The following is a 17,303-nucleotide window of genomic DNA, read 5'->3' on the forward strand; positions in this document are numbered from 1 at the left end:
AACATAGGTGAAGATCGTTACACATTACCCTTATAACACCAAGACTACTTGGGGTTGTATGGTCAAGTAATGAAGTGCACATGGTGGATGCCTTGGCAGTCAGAGGCGATGAAAGACGTGATAGCCTGCGATAAGCGTCGGTGAGGTGGCAATATCCTGTGACCCGGCGATTTCTGAATGGGGAAACCCACCTAAGATAACTTAGGTATCATAATTTATTTTATGAGGCAAACCGGGAGAAGTGAAACATCTCAGTACCCCGAGGAAAAGACATCAATTGAGATTCCCCAAGTAGCGGCGAGCGAACGGGGAGGAGCCGATCGAATTTACAGTAGCAAAATGGCGTGGGAAAGCCAACCATAGTAGGTGATAGTCCTGTATGCGAAACTGTTTATGAGACATATTAAGTAGGGCGGAACACGAGAAATTCTGTCTGAAGATGGGGGGACCATCCTCCAAGGCTAAATACTCCTGACTGACCGATAGTGAACCAGTACCGTGAGGGAAAGGCGAAAAGAACCCCTGTTAGGGGAGTGAAATAGAACCTGAAACCGTGTGCATACAAGCAGTCGGAGCGGACTTGTTCCGTGACGGCGTACCTTTTGTATAATGGGTCAGCGACTTATATTCTGTAGCAAGGTTAACCGTATAGGGGAGCCGTAGGGAAACCGAGTCTTAATAGGGCGACTTCAGTTGCAGGGTATAGACCCGAAACCGAGTGATCTATCCATGAGCAGGTTGAAAGTGTCGTAACAGACACCGGAGGACCGAACCCACTCCCGTTGAAAAGGTAGGGGATGACTTGTGGATAGGGGTGAAAGGCTAATCAAACTCGGTGATAGCTGGTTCTCCCCGAAAGCTATTTAGGTAGCGCCTCGGACGAATACCATGGGGGGTAGAGCACTGTTTCGGCTAGGGGGTCATCCCGACTTACCAAACCGATGCAAACTCCGAATACCCATGAGTACTATCCGGGAGACAGACGGCGGGTGCTAACGTCCGTCGTCAAGAGGGAAACAACCCAGACCGCCAGCTAAGGCCCCAAATTCCTAGTTAAGTGGGAAACGATGTGGGAAGGCACAGACAGCTAGGAGGTTGGCTTAGAAGCAGCCACCCTTTAAAGAAAGCGTAATAGCTCACTAGTCGAGTCGGCCTGCGCGGAAGATGTAACGGGGCTCAAACTAGGAGCCGAAGCTGCGGATTTAATTGTTTCAATTAAGTGGTAGGGGAGCGTTGTGTAAGCCTGTGAAGGTGTATCGTAAGGTATGCTGGAGGTATCACAAGAGCGAATGCTGACGTGAGTAACGACAAAACGGGTGAAAAGCCCGTTCGCCGGAAGACCAAGGGTTCCAGTCCAACGTTAATCGGGGCTGGGTGAGTCGACCCCTAAGGCGAGGCCGAAAGGCGTAGTCGATGGGAAATCGGTTAATATTCCGATACTTGTTTATGATGCGATGGAGGGACGGAGAAGGTTATGCCAGCCTGGCGATGGTTGTCCAGGTGGAAGGATGTAGGTAGGCTTAGTAGGCAAATCCGCTAGGCTATTACTGAGATCTGATAGCAAGCCAGTTTACTGGCGAAGTGGCAAATACCATGCTTCCAGGAAAAGCTTCTAAGCGATAGTCATAAACAAATCGTACCCGAAACCGACACAGGTGGTCAGGTAGAGAATACCAAGGCGCTTGAGAGAACTCTGCTGAAGGAACTAGGCAAAATGGTACCGTAACTTCGGGAGAAGGTACGCTGCCGGTGGTGAAACCCTCGCGGTGTAAGCTACTGGCAGTCGCAGATACCAGGCTGCTGCAACTGTTTATTAAAAACACAGCACTCTGCAAACACGAAAGTGGACGTATAGGGTGTGATGCCTGCCCGGTGCTGGAAGGTTAATTGATGTGGTTAGCGCAAGCGAAGCTATTGATCGAAGCCCCAGTAAACGGCGGCCGTAACTATAACGGTCCTAAGGTAGCGAAATTCCTTGTCGGGTAAGTTCCGACCTGCACGAATGGCATAATGATGGCAGCGCTGTCTCCAGCAGAGACTCAGTGAAATCGAAATCGCAGTGAAGATGCTGTGTACCCGCGGCTAGACGGAAAGACCCCGTGAACCTTTACTACAGCTTTACATTGAACTTTGACCTAACTTGTGTAGGATAGGTGGGAGGCTTTGAAGTAGGGACGCCAGTTCCTATGGAGCCATCCTTGAAATACCACCCTGGTTATGTTGGGGTTCTAACTTAGATATAACAGTATCAAGGACAATGTATGGTGGGTAGTTTGACTGGGGCGGTCTCCTCCTAAAGAGTAACGGAGGAGTACGAAGGTGCGCTCAGAACGGTCGGAAATCGTTCAAAGAGTATAAAGGCAAAAGCGCGCTTAACTGCGAGACCCACAAGTCGAGCAGGTACGAAAGTAGGTCTTAGTGATCCGGTGGTTCTGTATGGAAGGGCCATCGCTCAACGGATAAAAGGTACTCTGGGGATAACAGGCTGATACCGCCCAAGAGTTCATATCGACGGCGGTGTTTGGCACCTCGATGTCGGCTCATCTCATCCTGGGGCTGAAGCAGGTCCCAAGGGTATGGCTGTTCGCCATTTAAAGAGGTACGCGAGCTGGGTTTAGAACGTCGTGAGACAGTTCGGTCCCTATCTACCGTGGGCGTTGGAAATTTGAGAGGATCTGCTCCTAGTACGAGAGGACCAGAGTGGACGAACCTCTGGTGTTCCGGTTGTCACGCCAGTGGCATTGCCGGGTAGCTACGTTCGGATGGGATAACCGCTGAAAGCATCTAAGCGGGAAGCCCACCTCAAGATGAGATTTCCCTAAAGAGCCGTTGTAGACTACGACGTTGATAGGTTGGGTGTGGAAGCATGGTGACATGTGTAGCTAACCAATACTAATTGCTCGTTTGGCTTGACCATACAACACCCAAGTGGTTTAATACTACTGATTGTGTTGATGGTAAGTGTAAAGATTTTACCTATAAGCTTGAATCAATCTTGATAAAAAAACAAATAACAGACTCATAACAGCGTTGTTAATCCTTTTACGCTGACGACAATAGCAAGATGGAACCACCTGATCCCTTCCCGAACTCAGAAGTGAAACGTCTTAGCGCCGATGGTAGTGTGGTTCGCCCATGTGAGAGTAGGTCATCGTCAGCACCTTATTTAAAACCCCCGCCATGATTGGTGGGGGTTTTGGTTTGTATGCTGATCGACCATTAAGAATTGGGTTTTGTTGTGGTTTTGTCTTGACGGCTAGTATAGGGCAAATGACTGTGATAAAATAAACCAAATTTTTCTGACCTGTGTTTATGTCGATACAATTACCACCTTACCGACCAATTAAGAAGCGTAGCGGCATCAAAGTAATGCTTGCTGCACTGCATGCGCTTTTAATGCGTGAGCTGCAGACGCGCTTTGGCGGATTTCGTCTGGGATATCTATGGGCGCCATTGGAAGTATTTTTCCAAGTGGCGATCATGTTGGTGATTTTTGGTGCGGTCATGCAGCGCGTCTTACCTGGTATGGAATATTCTTTATTCTTGGTGGCGGGCATTATTCCATTTTATATGATGCAAAATATCGCAACGCGTTCATTGGGTGCGGTGGAAGCCAATCAGGGCTTACTGATGTATCGATCGGTGAGACATATTGATGTTATTATTGCGCGTGCTTTTTTGGAATTGGTTATTTATTTTTTCACCTTTGTTTTATTATTGATTGGATTAACCTTTTTTGGGATTGGCTTTAGCTTAGAGCATCTGCATGTTGTGCTTATTGGTTGGGTGGGGATGTTTCTATTTAGCCTAGGTTTGGCACTGGTTTTGATGATCGTTGGCTATTATGGTGGTGAGATTCGCAAAGTTATCAGTGTTTTGTTCACGATTTTATATTTTACTTCAGGGGTGATGTATTCGGTACATATGATTCCTGAGCCATATTTAAGCTATCTGATGTATAACCCATTCATTCACAATCTTGAAATGATGCGTCATGCACTTGCGCCTTCTTATCCGATTTATCATGTGAGCATGGGTTATTTTTGGGGATGGGTTGTGTGTGTGATGTTTGTTGGCTTGGCATTGTACAAGGCGTGCGAGCGTGATTTGATCCGCAGTAAGTGATGATAAGATGATTCATGTTAAAAATATCACCAAGTCTTTTATGACGCCGCATGGCAGACATTATTTGTTTAAGGATTTGGATTTTATTATTGAAGACAAACAAAGCGTCGGTCTGCTTGGGCGCAACGGTGCGGGCAAATCTACTTTGCTGCGCATCATCTGTGGCTTAGATGAACCTGACAGTGGTGAAGTTATTACTAATTCCACCATCTCATGGCCTGTGGGCGTGGCAGGTGGCTTTCAGGGCAGCTTGACAGGTCGTCAAAATGTCCGCTTTGTTTGCCGCCTGTATTCTAGCGGTGATTATATCGAAGAAAAAATTCGCTTTGTCGAAGAGTTTGCCGACATTGGCAAATATTTTGATATGCCAGTCAAAAGCTATTCATCGGGGATGCGCGCGCGCTTAACCTTCGGTTTGTCATTGGCATTTGACTTTGATTATTATATGCTGGATGAAGCGGGTGCGGTAGGTGATGCGGCGTTTCGTAAGCGCAGTGAAGAGATCTTGCAAGCGCGCCGCGAACAAGCGGGATTTTTGGTGGTGTCACATAATTTGGGTGATATCGAGCGTAACTGCGACATTGGCGTAGTGCTGATGAACCAGACGGCGCAAGTTTTTTATAATGTAAAAGAAGCAATTGAGGTATATAACGAGCATGTCCATCAAGCTAAGAAATAAACGCATCAATCAGCTGCTTTTTGTGGTGCTGGTCATCGTGCCTTGGATTGCTGTCATCGCCTATATGATGACTGTGGCACAGCCACGGTATGTCAGTGAATCGAATGTGGTCATTAAGCAGGTCAGTGAGCAGGGCGTTTCAGCAACTGGTCTGTCGGCACTGCTTGGCGTGAATAATACCAATCGCGATGATGCAGTATACTTGACCGAATACATCTTGTCTGATGATTTGATTGCCAAGCTTGATGAGCGTTTTGATTTTCGGAAAAATTATCGCTTAAGTGGCTCGGATTTTATTAATGAAATTCCAGAAGATGCCACACAAGAAGAGCTGAATAATTATTTTAAAAAGCGTGTCTCGATCAGTCTTGATGAAACCAGCTCGATTTTGACTTTATCAACCCAAGGCTTCACTCCTGATTTTGCTTTAGAATTGAACCAAGCGATCTTGAGTGAATCTGAGAAATTTGTCAATGATATCTCAAAACAAGTGGCGGCAGAGCAGCTTGCGTTTGTGACGACACAAGTTGGCGAAGCGGAAAATAAGCTGAATCTTGCCAAGCAAAAACTGCTCGATTACCAAAACAGCAATGAGATCATCGACCCGAAAGCCAATGTCGAGATGGTTAATTCAGTGATTGCAGGTCTGCAAGGTCAATTAAGTAGCCTGCGCACCGAAGAGCGTCAATTGTTGAGCTATTTGAACCCTGAAGCGCCGCAAGTGGTGAGTTTGCGCAGCCAAATCGCATCGGTTGAAAAACAAATTCAAGACGAACAAGCCAAATTGACATCACCAAAAGATGCCAAGCTGAATGCCAAAACTGCAGAGTTTGAAGCAATCAAAGCGGAAGTGGAATTTGCCAATGAGTTGTATAAGCTGGCTTTGACTTCGCTAGAAAGCTCGCGCATCGAAGCGATTCGTAAGATGAAAAATTTGATCGTCATTTCATCGCCGCACAAGGCTGAAGAAGCCAAATATCCGCGTGTAGGCTATGTGATTGGCACTTCATTGGCGCTGTTGTTGATTTTGTACGGTTTTGTGGTGCTGATTTTGGCAATTATCCGCGATCATGGCAAATAAGCCGACGAATTTTGAATTAGATTTGGAAATTTTCTTATGATGCTAAAAAAACATTCATTAGTAGCGCTTGTAGCAATGGCGATGAGCGCGCAAGCGATGGCGGCGGATGATGGGGTTGGTCGCCTAGCAGGGGTGGTGAGTGCTAATCAAGTGCCTGCTGAAGCGACAGCAGCTGAAGCGGTTGCCGCCGCAAGTCTTGGCAGCAATGCCATTATCAATAACGAGCGCACTTTTCAAGATGTTGGCACGCCTGTGAGTACCACGCCAAAGATCTTCGGTGAGCAGCTGTTCCGTGGCGCATTTTCGACCACTTCAGGCTCAACTTTCAATGACAGCTATGTCATCAACCCTGGTGATAATGTGCAGGTGCGTATGTGGGGTGCTTATCAGTACGCTGCAACGATGACGGTTGATCCACAGGGCAATATTTTCTTGCCAAATGTCGGACCAGTACGCGTGGCAGGCATTCAAAATGGTCGCCTGCAGTCGGTGGTACAAAGTGCGATTGCGCGTATTTATCGCTCGAATGTCGGCGTTTATGCATCGCTTGAGCAGGCGCAACCCGTCAAAGTATTTGTCACAGGATTTGTCAATCAACCCGGTTATTATGGTGGCTTGGCAGCAGATTCGGTGCTTAGCTACTTGGATCGTGCAGGCGGTGTCGATCCTGAGCGCGGCAGTTATATTGATATTCAAATTCGCCGTAATGGACAAGTGGTGCAGCAGGTGAATTTGTATGACTTCTTGATCTCGGGTCGTCTGCAGCCGTTTGCGTTTCGTGATGGTGATGTGATCACTGTTGCGCCGCAAAAGCAAACCTTTAGCATCTCAGGTCGTGTGCAGAATGAATATGCTTTCGAATTTGGTGTTCCAAATCTGACCATCGCTGATGTGTTGTCAATTGCCAATCCTTTGGCGGATGCTACCAATGTCAGCATCACGCGCGCCGCTGGCCGTGCGCAGACGGCAGAATATTATGCCTTATCAGAAGCAAGCCAAGTGCCTGTCAATAATGGTGATGTGCTTGTGGTGACTTCAGATCGCTATGCAGGCACAATCGCGGTGCAGGTGACGGGTGCGCATAAGGGCAATGGCGCGGTGATTTTGCCACATGGTGCGCGTCTAAAAGATGTCATCGCGCAGCTTGAACCATCTAGCCTTGCTAATTTACAAAACCTATCAATTTATCGTAAATCAGTCGCCGAACAACAAAAACAATCGATCAATCAAGCCTTGGATCGCTTGGAAGAAATGACACTTGCTACGCAATCAATCACGCGTGAAGAAGCGCAATTGCGCGCTGAAGATGCTAAGCTTGTTGAGCAGTTTATCGCCAAAGCGCGCCGTGTCGAGCCAAAAGGTCGCATTGTGGTTGTGCCAAATTCATGGCAGGATGTGATTTTACAACAAGGCGACATCATTGAGATTCCTGAGCAGACTTCGGTCATCACTGTTAATGGTCAGGTGCGCGCACAAGGGGCGCTGACCTTTGATCCGAATTTGACCGTTGCGGATTATATCGCTAAATCAGGCGGTATGGATGCTAATGCCGATCCTGAAAACATCCTAGTGATGCAGCAAAATGGCGAGACCAAAGTGGTCAATGCCGCCTATCGTGTACAGCAGGGCGATGAGATCATGGTCTTGCCAAAAGTGAAAACGCGTCGTGTTGAGATCGCACGCGGTATTTCACAAATCTTTTATCAAATCGCTGTGGCAGCTGGCGTGATTGCGGCGTTGTAATGACCATTGCGCCTTTGCCAAGTAAGTTTTTGCTTGCAACTGTGGGCATTGCCAAAAATAATCAGCTTTTGGCAACTGCCCTTGGTGTGCCTGTATGTCCTGTATTGTCAGTGAAAAAATCCTTATCATTTGGCAAGCAATCTGGACAATCGCAGCCATCTCTTAATCATGCTATTGCAGGTACGCAAGCAGTTTTGGCATGGGGGCAAAAACCTTCTGCAAAACAAGCACAAAAACTTGCCAATCAGCGAAATTTGCCACTATGGACAGCCGAAGATGGTTTTTTGCGCTCATTAGATAGCGGTATCAAAAGCCGTTATGGGGCAAGCTTTGTGCTTGATGATGTGGGTATTTATTTTGATTTGCGCGCGCCATCACGCTTAGAGTGGCTGTTGGCAAATCGCGCGGCTGATTTTGATGATGATAAGCAGCAGCGCGCCAAGTATCTGATCCATAAAATTATCGCGCATAAGCTTTCTAAATACAATCCAAGCCTTACACTTGCGACCAATTTACCTACCGATTTGCATCTGGTGATTGATCAAGTGGCGGGTGATGCATCCATCGCGGGTGCAGGTGCACGCGATGAAAATTTTTTTGCCATGCTGCTAAACGCGTGTCAATCAGCAATGGCAAACGGCGGGCAAGTGTGCATCAAGGCGCATCCAGCATCCAATTTTGGTTTTTTGGTCAATAGCACGGGCAAATTACACACCCAAGCTGTCAATTGTCTTAGCAGTCATGGCATCAGCCAAGATACCATTGATCGCATTCTGATTATCAAACAAGCTGTCAATCCCATTGTATTACTTGAAAATGCCAAAGCTGTTTATACCGTCAGCTCGCATCTAGGCTTTGAAGCATTAATGCTGGGCAAATCAGTGGCAAGTTTTGGTATGAGTTGGTATGCAGGTCTAGGGCTAACTGATGATACCTATTTGCAAGACAATCCCGCCATGCGCGATCTGTACCAACAGGTCAAGGCGCGGCGAGCGGCATTAGGTCTAACCACCGTGACGCTTGAGCGGGCATTTTTTGCAGCGTATATTGATTATAGTTATTATGCCGACCCTGCGACAGCCAAGGCGTGCCAAATTGAAACGGTGATTGACTATTTGATTCGCAATCGTGATCAGCAAAGCTTTGTCGCAGGCGATGTTTTGGCATATGATTTTAGCCGCTGGAAAACAGGGTTTGTTAAGGGCTTTAGCCAATTTCCACAAACTCAGCTTAAATTTAAATCCAAAACCAAAATGCGCTTGTTTTTCACCGATCAATACAATGCCAAGCGTGCCAAAAAAGATGATCAAAAAGCCTTAAGCGGCTTGCCTGTAGATACCAAATATCTCGTTTGGGGTTTGGCTGCCAAGCGCAAATTAGCAAACAAAATTCACACCTACCAAAATCAGTCAAATCCTGCCATCATCTGCATGGAAGATGGTTTTATCCGTTCAAATGGCTTGGGCGCAACCTTGCTTGAGCCGCTGTCTGTGGTGATGGATGATGTTGGCATATATTATGATGCCACCGCGCCATCTCGACTGGAGATGATTTTACAAAGCATTGATTTGACTGATGAGCAGGCTAAGCGAGCTGCCGCACTGCAGCAAACTTTACTTGCCAATCAAGTCAGTAAATACAATGTCGGTACGCACAATGATCAGCTTGGCGCGCAAATTGCTAAGCTGAAACAAGCCAATCCCAGTGCGACCATCCATCTGGTGGTTGGACAAGTCGAAGATGATGCATCGGTACAAAACTGCACCAGTATCATCAAGACCAATGCTGATCTGCTTAAGCGTGTGCGCGCCGATCACCCCAATGACATCATCATCTATAAGCCACATCCCGATATCGAAGCAGGGCTACGCTTGGGCAAGGTGGATGATCAGACGCTTAAGCTTGCTGATATCATCGCGCATGATACCGCCATGCCGCAGTGCTTGGCAGTGGTCAATGTGGTGCAGACCATCAGCTCATTGACAGGCTTTGAAGCACTGCTGCGCGGGGTGTCAGTGGTGTGCTATGGCTTGCCGTTTTATGCAGGTTTTGGCTTGACCACTGACATCATCGAGCCTGATAACATGCCCAAGCTTGCCGCCATCGCACGGCGACAACGCCAAACTCCGCTGAGTCTATCTGCGCTGATTCATGGTACGCTGATTGATTATCCTGTGTATCGCCTGCCGCACGGTCATGGGCTTGCTAGCGTCGAGCAGGTGATTGACTATCTGTATCAATCCACGCACGCTAAGCCCACACCGACACTCGCCAAGCGTATCTCGCGCTTTGCCAAGACCAAATTCATGCAATTGCGCAAATTTACGATTTGATACTAAACTTTGGCAAAACTTATGTTACAATAAGTGCTTACTTTGCACAAAATTTAGACAGTTTATATGTCTAACACGGTGCAATCGCCAGTATTTAGTCGCTATTTAGCCATTTTGCCACAGGGCTTGTCATGTCCGCATCCATGAAACGACTGCTTGACCACCAAAACATCTTGCTATTACAAGGCAAGATGGGGGCGTTTTTTTGTCGTTTTGCGACTTTTTTGATGGACGGCGGCAGACAGGTTCATAAGATTAACTTCAATGCTGGCGATGCGTTTTTCTACTGCCACAAGGATAAGATGTCCAACTTTCGTGGCCGTTTGGATGAATTTGACGCATTCATTACAAAGATTATCCAAGAACATCAGATCGATGCGGTGGTGTGTTTTAATGACTGCCGCCCGTATCATATGATCGCCAAAGATGTCACCACGCGGCTTGGCGTCTCGTTTTTTGTCTTTGAAGAAGGCTATCTGCGCCCTGATTATATCACGCTTGAAGAAGGTGGTATCAATGGGTTTTCGCAGCTCAATCCTGCGATGATCGAAAGCTTTGATCAAGCCAATGACAAGCCCAAATACACCGCCAATCGTTTTTGGCGACTGTGTGTGGCAAGCATCGTCTATTATGCCATCGTCTTTTTGGGGCAGTGGCGTTATCCGCATTATGAGCATTATCGCGGCTTATCGATTTGGCAAGAAATGGTTGCGTGGCTGATTGCACCGTTTAGAAAAATTGCACGATATTATCCTGATAAATGGCTACAAAAACGCCTAACGCGCACCGCAAGCGAGCAGTATTATCTGGTCAGCTTACAAGTGCATAACGATTCACAAATCACCCATCACAGTGATTATGATGATGTCACTGACTTTATTCGTGAAGTGATGGTGTCGTTTGCCAAGTTCGCACCCAAAGACACGCAAATTTTATTTAAACACCATCCGCTTGATCGGGGACATCGCGATTATAAAGCACTGATTCACCAATGGGCGGATGAATTGGGTTTACAAGGGCGTGCGCATTATGGCTGTGATATGCATCTGCCAAGCTTGATTCGCCACAGCATCGGCATGATTACGGTCAATAGCACCACAGGCTTGCAGTCGATTTATCACCAAAAACCCACCAAAATCATGGGTCGCGCGCTGTATGACATTGAGCGTCTGACTGATCAGCAGTCATTGGATGAGTTTTGGGGCAATCCTGTTGCGCCTGATCATGAATTTTATCTAAAATTTCGTGAATATCTGATTGAACAAACACAGCTGAACGGCTCGTTTTATGGTACATCGCCATGGGCATTGCCGTATATCCATGCTCAAGATGTTGGCGTGCCACCAAAAAAATCCAGCAAACACGGACTGCACTAAGCGAGAGTTTGGCATTATTGTCGCCAAGCGCTCCCATTCATTTGCCAAATCAATCCTGCCAAAACGGTGGGATTTTCTTTATCCATCCTTTAAATTATATGGCGAAAGTCATACAAATCATGTAAAATAGATAGCTATTTTATCATTTTTTATACGCTGAGCGTTGATCGTATGAGCACCAAAAAACCAACTGACATTACCAAGATTCGTAACTTTTCGATCATTGCCCATATTGACCATGGCAAATCGACTCTGGCCGACCGTTTTATCCAAGTCTGCGGCGGTCTGTCTGACCGTGAAATGCAAGCGCAGGTGCTTGATTCGATGGACATTGAGCGTGAGCGCGGCATTACCATCAAGGCGCAGTCGGTGACTTTGCACTATGATCATCCTAATGGCGAGCGTTATCAGCTAAACTTCATCGACACCCCTGGTCATGTGGATTTCAGCTATGAAGTGTCGCGTTCATTGGCAGCGTGTGAAGGTGCGCTATTGGTCGTCGATGCAGCCCAAGGCGTAGAAGCACAATCAGTTGCCAACTGCTATACCGCGGTTGAGCAGGGCTTAGAAGTATTGCCCGTACTGAACAAAATCGATCTGCCACAAGTTGAGCCTGAGCGCGTTATCGAAGAGATCGAAGACATCATCGGCATCGAAGCAGCGGACGCACCGCGCGTTTCAGCTAAGTCAGGTCTTGGTGTGGATGAGCTGCTACAAGTGCTGGTGGAGCGTATTCCTGCGCCTGTTGGTGATCGCGATGCACCGTTGCAGGCGCTGATCATTGATTCGTGGTTTGATAATTATTTGGGCGTCGTCTCATTGGTGCGCGTTCGTGAAGGCAGCGTACAAAAAGGCGATAAGATTTTTATCAAATCGACAGGCGAAAGCCACATCGTCACATCGATCGGTGTCTTTACCCCAAAATCGCTTGAGACGGATGTTTTGTACGCAGGCGAAGTGGGTTTTGTGATTGCAGGAATTAAGGACATTCAAGGTGCGCCAGTTGGTGATACCATCACGCACGCCAAGACGCCAGATGTTGATAATATCCCTGGATTTCAAAAAGTGACACCGCAGGTCTATGCAGGGATGTTCCCGATTGACTCAAGTGATTTTGAAAAATTCCGTGAAGCGCTACAAAAGCTACAAATCAACGATGCGGCGCTGTTTTTTGAGCCAGATACTTCTGAAGCGTTGGGCTTTGGTTTTCGCTGTGGTTTCCTTGGTATGCTGCACATGGAGATCATCCAAGAACGCCTTGAGCGCGAATATGACTTGGATCTGATCACCACCGCGCCATCGGTAATTTATGAAGTGGTCAAGAAAAATGGCGACATCGTCTATGTTGATAACCCATCAAAACTGCCTGATGTCGGCGTAATCGCAGAGTTCCGTGAGCCGATCGCTCGTTGTCATATCCTAGTACCCCAAGAATATCTGGGCAATGTCATCACGCTTGCCATTGAGCGTCGCGGTGTGCAGGTGGATATGAAGTTTATGGCACGCCAAGTGCAGGTGGTATTTGACATTCCGATGGGCGAAGTGGTGATGGATTTCTTTGATAAATTAAAATCTGCCAGCCGTGGTTTTGCCTCTTTGGATTATAATTTTGAACGCTATGAGACCGATAAGCTGGTGCGTGTCGATGTCTTGATCAATGGCGAAAAAGTCGATGCTCTAGCAATGATTTGCCATCAAGAGCACGCGCGTCGCCGTGGTGGTCAGCTTGTTGAGAAGATGAAAGAGCTGATTCCACGCCAAATGTTTGATGTTGCCATCCAAGCGGCTATCGGCAGCCAAATCATCGCACGCAGCACGGTCAAAGCCATGCGTAAAGATGTCCTTGCCAAGTGTTATGGCGGTGATGTCAGCCGTAAGAAAAAGCTGCTTGAAAAGCAAAAAGCAGGTAAAAAACGCATGAAACAAGTGGGTAGCGTTGAGATCCCACAAGAAGCTTTCTTGGCGGTGCTTAAAGTTGATAGCTGACGGTAAATCGTTACGCATTGCTTGCGTAGGGGTTTGCGTTTATACATTTGTTATACCATTGATTTTAACTGAAGATACAAGCAGTTGTTATAATATCCGCACGGTGTGCAACGCCCCGCTGATCGTGAGAATTTCAACTGTAGGAGAGTTTGGTGGATTTTGATATTAATCTTGTCATTGTGCCTGTGACATTGGTGTTTTTGCTCATTTGGTTGGTGGATAAATTTGCACTCAAGCAGCATCGTGCCGTCAAGCAATTTGATAAAGACAGCAAGGCATTGCAAGCACAAAGCAAAGACAACCAAGCGGCATTGGCATCGGCGTTATCAGCGGCAGGAATAACTGCGACAGTGGAGAATTTTCGCCCTGATGACAGCACGCCTGATGCGGTCAAGCAAGCATATCAAACGCACCAAAACAACCTAGCCAAACAAGCCACTTTACAAGGCAATCCACCGAGTGAGAATTTCTTGGTGCGCTGGGCGTATGAGTTTTTGCCAGTGCTTGCGGTGATTGTCATCGTTCGCTCGTTCATCGTTGAGCCGTTTAATATCCCATCGTCATCGATGGTGCCGACGCTTTATACGGGTGATTTTATCTTGGTTGATAAGACCGCCTACGGTCTGCGTCTGCCGATTACCCATACTAAGATTGCCGATACGGGCAGCCCTGAGCATGGCGATGTCGCGGTATTTCGCTATCCAATGAAAGAAAATATCTATTTCATCAAGCGCGTGATTGGTTTACCAGGTGATACGGTGAGCTTTAATAATGGCATCATCAGCATCAATGGCAAAGCGATCGATACCCAAAAAGTCACTTATCAAATGCAGCCGCGTCTGATCGATCAGATGTATCCTGCGGCGATCAATGGCGAGTCGGTGAGCGATGATCAGCGCGCTGCTTTGGGTCGTGAAGAAGAAAGCCATGCGCGTTATCAACAAGAAACCTTAGGCAAGCACAGCTTTAATGCGCGCTATGTGGCGAATGTCAATGCGTCTGCCTATGCGCCATTTTTACTCGAAAACTCGCCAGAGCTGACCGCTTCGGCAGGCGTGCAGTGGTCGATTACCGTACCTGAAGGGCAATATTTTGTGATGGGTGATAACCGCGATCGCAGTGAAGATGGGCGTTTTTGGGGCTTTGTTCCAGAAAAAAACCTGTCAGGCAAAGCGACTTATATCTGGATGCACAAAGAACCGGGTTTGAATCTGCCAAGCTTTAGCCGCAATGGCGCGATTGACTAAGGTGTAAGAAACTCAAGCGTTATTTACACTTTGCTTAAAATAAAACTCTAACCACTCATAAGGAGTAAAAGTTAAAGTCTTGCCAGTAGTCTCATCTTTCTTACTTAAAGATGAGTGCGGTCTAACAGTGTTGTAGAAATTAAGAAATCTGGTTAATTCTTGCTTTCTATGCTCACTGCTGACAAATTCATGTTTATCATGCCAAAGCTCCATTAATGTTCGTATGACCCTTTCAGCTTTGCCGTTGGTTTGTGGCCTACCTACTTTGGTAAATTTTTGATTGATGTTGTTTTGATAGCAGGCTTGAGAAAATTCATGGTCTTTTGTGCCTTTATATTCTGTGCCATTGTCAGAATAAATCACATCAATTTTGTAGGGGCATGGCTCTATCACTTGTTCTACAAGAAACTGTGTTGCACTAAAGGCTGTTTTATCCGGCATGATGTCAGCATACAATTCGCGAGAATAGTCATCTATGGCAACAAATAGATATTCTCTAGGACTGTTGGCATTTTGTCCTTTGAGCAAGGGCAGGCGTTTGGTGTCCACATGCACCATCTCACCAGGATAGGACTTATTGTATCGCTTGGCTTGCTTTTTGAGCTTATCCTGTATGGATTGTTCAACTTTAGCAAGGCGTTTAATACCATATTTGGCTTGTTTAAAGCGATTGTTGGTACTGGCTTGGGGCTTGAGTAGCTTAACACGAGCAAGTTTTAAGACTTTGTAAATGGTAGGTCTTGATACTTTGTACTCCAATGCTAGTGAAGTAACTGACTGCCTGTTCTTGTGATAAGCAGTCCAAATGGCTTCCCGTTGGTAGGGAAGCAATCGTGTGTTTTTATGAATGTTCATTTGCAGTATTTTACCTTAATACTGTAAACAACGGTAGTTTATCTTACAACTAAGGGGCGCAAGTGACCAAAAAAATCAGCAAATTGCCCAGTCAGCAGCCGCATTTTAGTGATTTTGAGCAAGGATTGCCCATTTTGTGCCAAAAATTGGGTCATCACTTTGCCAATCCTGCCTTGCCGCGCCAAGCCTTGACCCATCGCTCATACGACCCAAAAAACAGCTATGAGCGACTGGAGTTTTTGGGAGATGCACTACTTGGCGTGGTGATTGCGCGTGGCTTATTTTTGCGTTATCCTAATCATGATGAAGGGCGGCTGACGCGTATGCGTGCCACTTTGGTGCGCCAAGAGACTTTGGTGCAGATTGCCGAACGCTTGGAATTATCACGCCATCTGATCTTGGGCGTGGGCGAGCGTAAAGGCGGCGGTCGTCATCGCGCATCCATCCTAGCTGATGCGGTCGAAGCACTGATTGCAGCGATTTATCTGGACAGTGGTGACAGTCAGCTGGTCAATGATTTGGTGCTGACTTGGTATGGTGATCTGATCGATGAAGTTGGTCAAGAAACGGTGCTAAAAGATGCCAAATCACGCCTACAAGAGCTGTTGCAGGGCAATCGCTTGGCGCTACCGACTTATGAGCTGATTGACACCCAGGGCAATGCACCCAATCAAACCTTTGTCGTAACTTGCTCGGTCGCGGTCGTAGGAGCAAAAGCCATCACTGAGACTGGGGCGTCGCGCCGTATCGCCGAACAAAAATGCGCTGAATTGATGATCAATCAGCTGCACAAACTTTCTATCAAAATCTAATCTCGCTTTTTTACAGCAAATATTAAGCCCAAAAAGGTAATGTATGACTGATCACACAAATCCAAACAACGAAGACACCATTGCGGCGTTTTTTGAAACTCAATCAACCTCTGTCAATGATGCTTTTAAGGCAGGTTTTGTGGCGATCGTTGGTCGTCCAAATGTCGGTAAATCGACTTTGATGAACCATTTATTGGGTCAAAAATTATCCATCACTTCGCGCAAACCACAAACCACGCGCCATCGCATTCACGGCATCTTGACCGATGAAGCCAAGCAAATCGTCTTTGTCGATACACCAGGGATTCACAGTAAAGAAGTGCGCGCGATCAATGAGCGCATGAATAAGGCGGCGATCTCAGCACTGCAAGATGTTGATTTGGTGCTGTTCGTCGTCGATAGTCTGCAGTGGCGCGAAGATGATTTATTGACCCTAGAAAAGCTGTCACAGACCAATCTGCCTGTGGTGCTGGTGATCAATAAATCAGACACGATTAAGGATAAAGCGCAGCTGTTGCCATTGATCGAAAGTTTCAATGAAAGCTTTGATTTTGCTGACATCGTGCCAGTATCGGCGCTGCGCCGCCATAATCTTGAGCGATTGGTGCAAGTCATCGGTGAATATCTGCCGATGCGCCCGCCAATTTTTGATGCTGAGCAAATCACCGACCGCTCAGAGCGTTTCTTGGCATCGGAGATTATCCGCGAAAAAATAATGCGCACATCAGGCGATGAAGTGCCGTATGATCTGACCGTGCAGATTGACACCTTTAAAGATGAACCTGCGCACCAAGATCCTGAGACAGGCAAATGGCGTCGTGCGGTGACTTTCATCGATGCGACAATTTTCGTTGAGCGAGCAGGTCAAAAATCCATCATCATCGGTGATAAAGGCGCGCGAATCAAGCAAGTGGGCATCGATGCGCGTAAGGATATGGAAGTGCTGTTTGACCGCAAAATCATGCTGACGCTGTGGGTGAAAGTCAAGCGCGGCTGGTCGGATGATGAGCGCGCGCTGAACAGTTTGGGTTATTAAAAATTTGACACCTGTATAACCCATCGCAAC

Annotated in this window: 11 protein-coding genes and 2 rRNA genes; 12 read left to right on the forward strand and 1 reads right to left on the reverse strand. The window is 46.9% G+C overall.

The window, feature by feature from the left end; genetic code table 11:
* Positions 1–60 precede the first annotated feature (60 nt).
* The 10 genes from NKU06_RS05070 to lepB all read left to right on the forward strand — a co-directional run bounded on the left by NKU06_RS05070 (position 61) and on the right by lepB (position 14,570).
* Positions 61–2,917, forward strand: a 23S ribosomal RNA gene (locus NKU06_RS05070).
* A 129-nt stretch (positions 2,918–3,046) separates the two neighbouring features.
* Positions 3,047–3,160, forward strand: a 5S ribosomal RNA gene (rrf, locus tag NKU06_RS05075).
* 152 nt (positions 3,161–3,312) lie between these two features.
* Complete coding sequence (locus NKU06_RS05080; RefSeq protein WP_254729223.1) at positions 3,313–4,125, forward strand: ABC transporter permease; 813 nt, start codon at positions 3,313–3,315, stop codon at positions 4,123–4,125.
* 7 nt (positions 4,126–4,132) lie between these two features.
* Positions 4,133–4,804 carry an ABC transporter ATP-binding protein gene (locus NKU06_RS05085; RefSeq protein ID WP_253224477.1) on the forward strand — a complete coding sequence of 224 codons (672 nt, stop codon included), beginning with the start codon at positions 4,133–4,135 and terminating at the stop codon, positions 4,802–4,804.
* Positions 4,782–5,885, forward strand: a complete 1,104-nt coding sequence (locus NKU06_RS05090) for a capsule biosynthesis protein (protein ID WP_254729225.1) — start codon at positions 4,782–4,784, stop codon at positions 5,883–5,885. Before NKU06_RS05085 ends, NKU06_RS05090 begins: the two co-directional genes overlap by 23 nt.
* Before the next feature lie 36 nt (positions 5,886–5,921).
* Complete coding sequence (locus tag NKU06_RS05095) at positions 5,922–7,628, forward strand: polysaccharide biosynthesis/export family protein (protein ID WP_254729226.1); 1,707 nt, start codon at positions 5,922–5,924, stop codon at positions 7,626–7,628.
* Positions 7,628–9,961 carry a capsular polysaccharide biosynthesis protein gene (locus NKU06_RS05100; RefSeq protein WP_254729227.1) on the forward strand — a complete coding sequence of 778 codons (2,334 nt, stop codon included), beginning with the start codon at positions 7,628–7,630 and terminating at the stop codon, positions 9,959–9,961. Before NKU06_RS05095 ends, NKU06_RS05100 begins: the two co-directional genes overlap by 1 nt.
* Before the next feature lie 131 nt (positions 9,962–10,092).
* The gene (locus NKU06_RS05105) at positions 10,093–11,337 is read left to right on the forward strand and encodes a capsule biosynthesis protein (protein WP_253224473.1); all 1,245 of its coding nucleotides are present in this window, start codon (positions 10,093–10,095) and stop codon (positions 11,335–11,337) included.
* A gap of 171 nt (positions 11,338–11,508) precedes the next feature.
* Positions 11,509–13,323 carry a translation elongation factor 4 gene (lepA, locus tag NKU06_RS05110; RefSeq protein ID WP_254729228.1) on the forward strand — a complete coding sequence of 605 codons (1,815 nt, stop codon included), beginning with the start codon at positions 11,509–11,511 and terminating at the stop codon, positions 13,321–13,323.
* Positions 13,324–13,475: 152 nt separating this feature from the next.
* On the forward strand, positions 13,476–14,570 hold the full coding sequence (lepB, locus tag NKU06_RS05115; protein ID WP_254729229.1) for a signal peptidase I: 1,095 nt from the start codon (positions 13,476–13,478) through the stop codon (positions 14,568–14,570).
* 12 nt (positions 14,571–14,582) lie between these two features.
* On the opposite strand, the gene NKU06_RS05120 is transcribed toward lepB, so the two are convergent.
* Positions 14,583–15,425 (reverse strand): integrase core domain-containing protein, encoded by an 843-nt coding sequence (locus NKU06_RS05120; RefSeq protein WP_254729032.1) that lies wholly within the window; start codon positions 15,423–15,425, stop codon positions 14,583–14,585.
* A 62-nt stretch (positions 15,426–15,487) separates the two neighbouring features.
* Here NKU06_RS05120 and rnc point away from each other — a divergent pair, with 62 nt between their 5' ends.
* The gene (gene rnc, locus NKU06_RS05125; RefSeq protein ID WP_254729230.1) at positions 15,488–16,237 is read left to right on the forward strand and encodes a ribonuclease III; all 750 of its coding nucleotides are present in this window, start codon (positions 15,488–15,490) and stop codon (positions 16,235–16,237) included.
* Positions 16,238–16,280: 43 nt separating this feature from the next.
* Positions 16,281–17,273, forward strand: coding sequence for a GTPase Era (gene era / locus NKU06_RS05130; protein WP_253224469.1), 993 nt, complete (start codon positions 16,281–16,283; stop codon positions 17,271–17,273).
* The last annotated feature ends 30 nt before the right edge of the window (positions 17,274–17,303 follow it).

It is taken from the genome of Moraxella sp. FZLJ2109, from assembly GCF_024296965.1.
In the GTDB taxonomy this organism is placed as follows: domain Bacteria; phylum Pseudomonadota; class Gammaproteobacteria; order Pseudomonadales; family Moraxellaceae; genus Moraxella.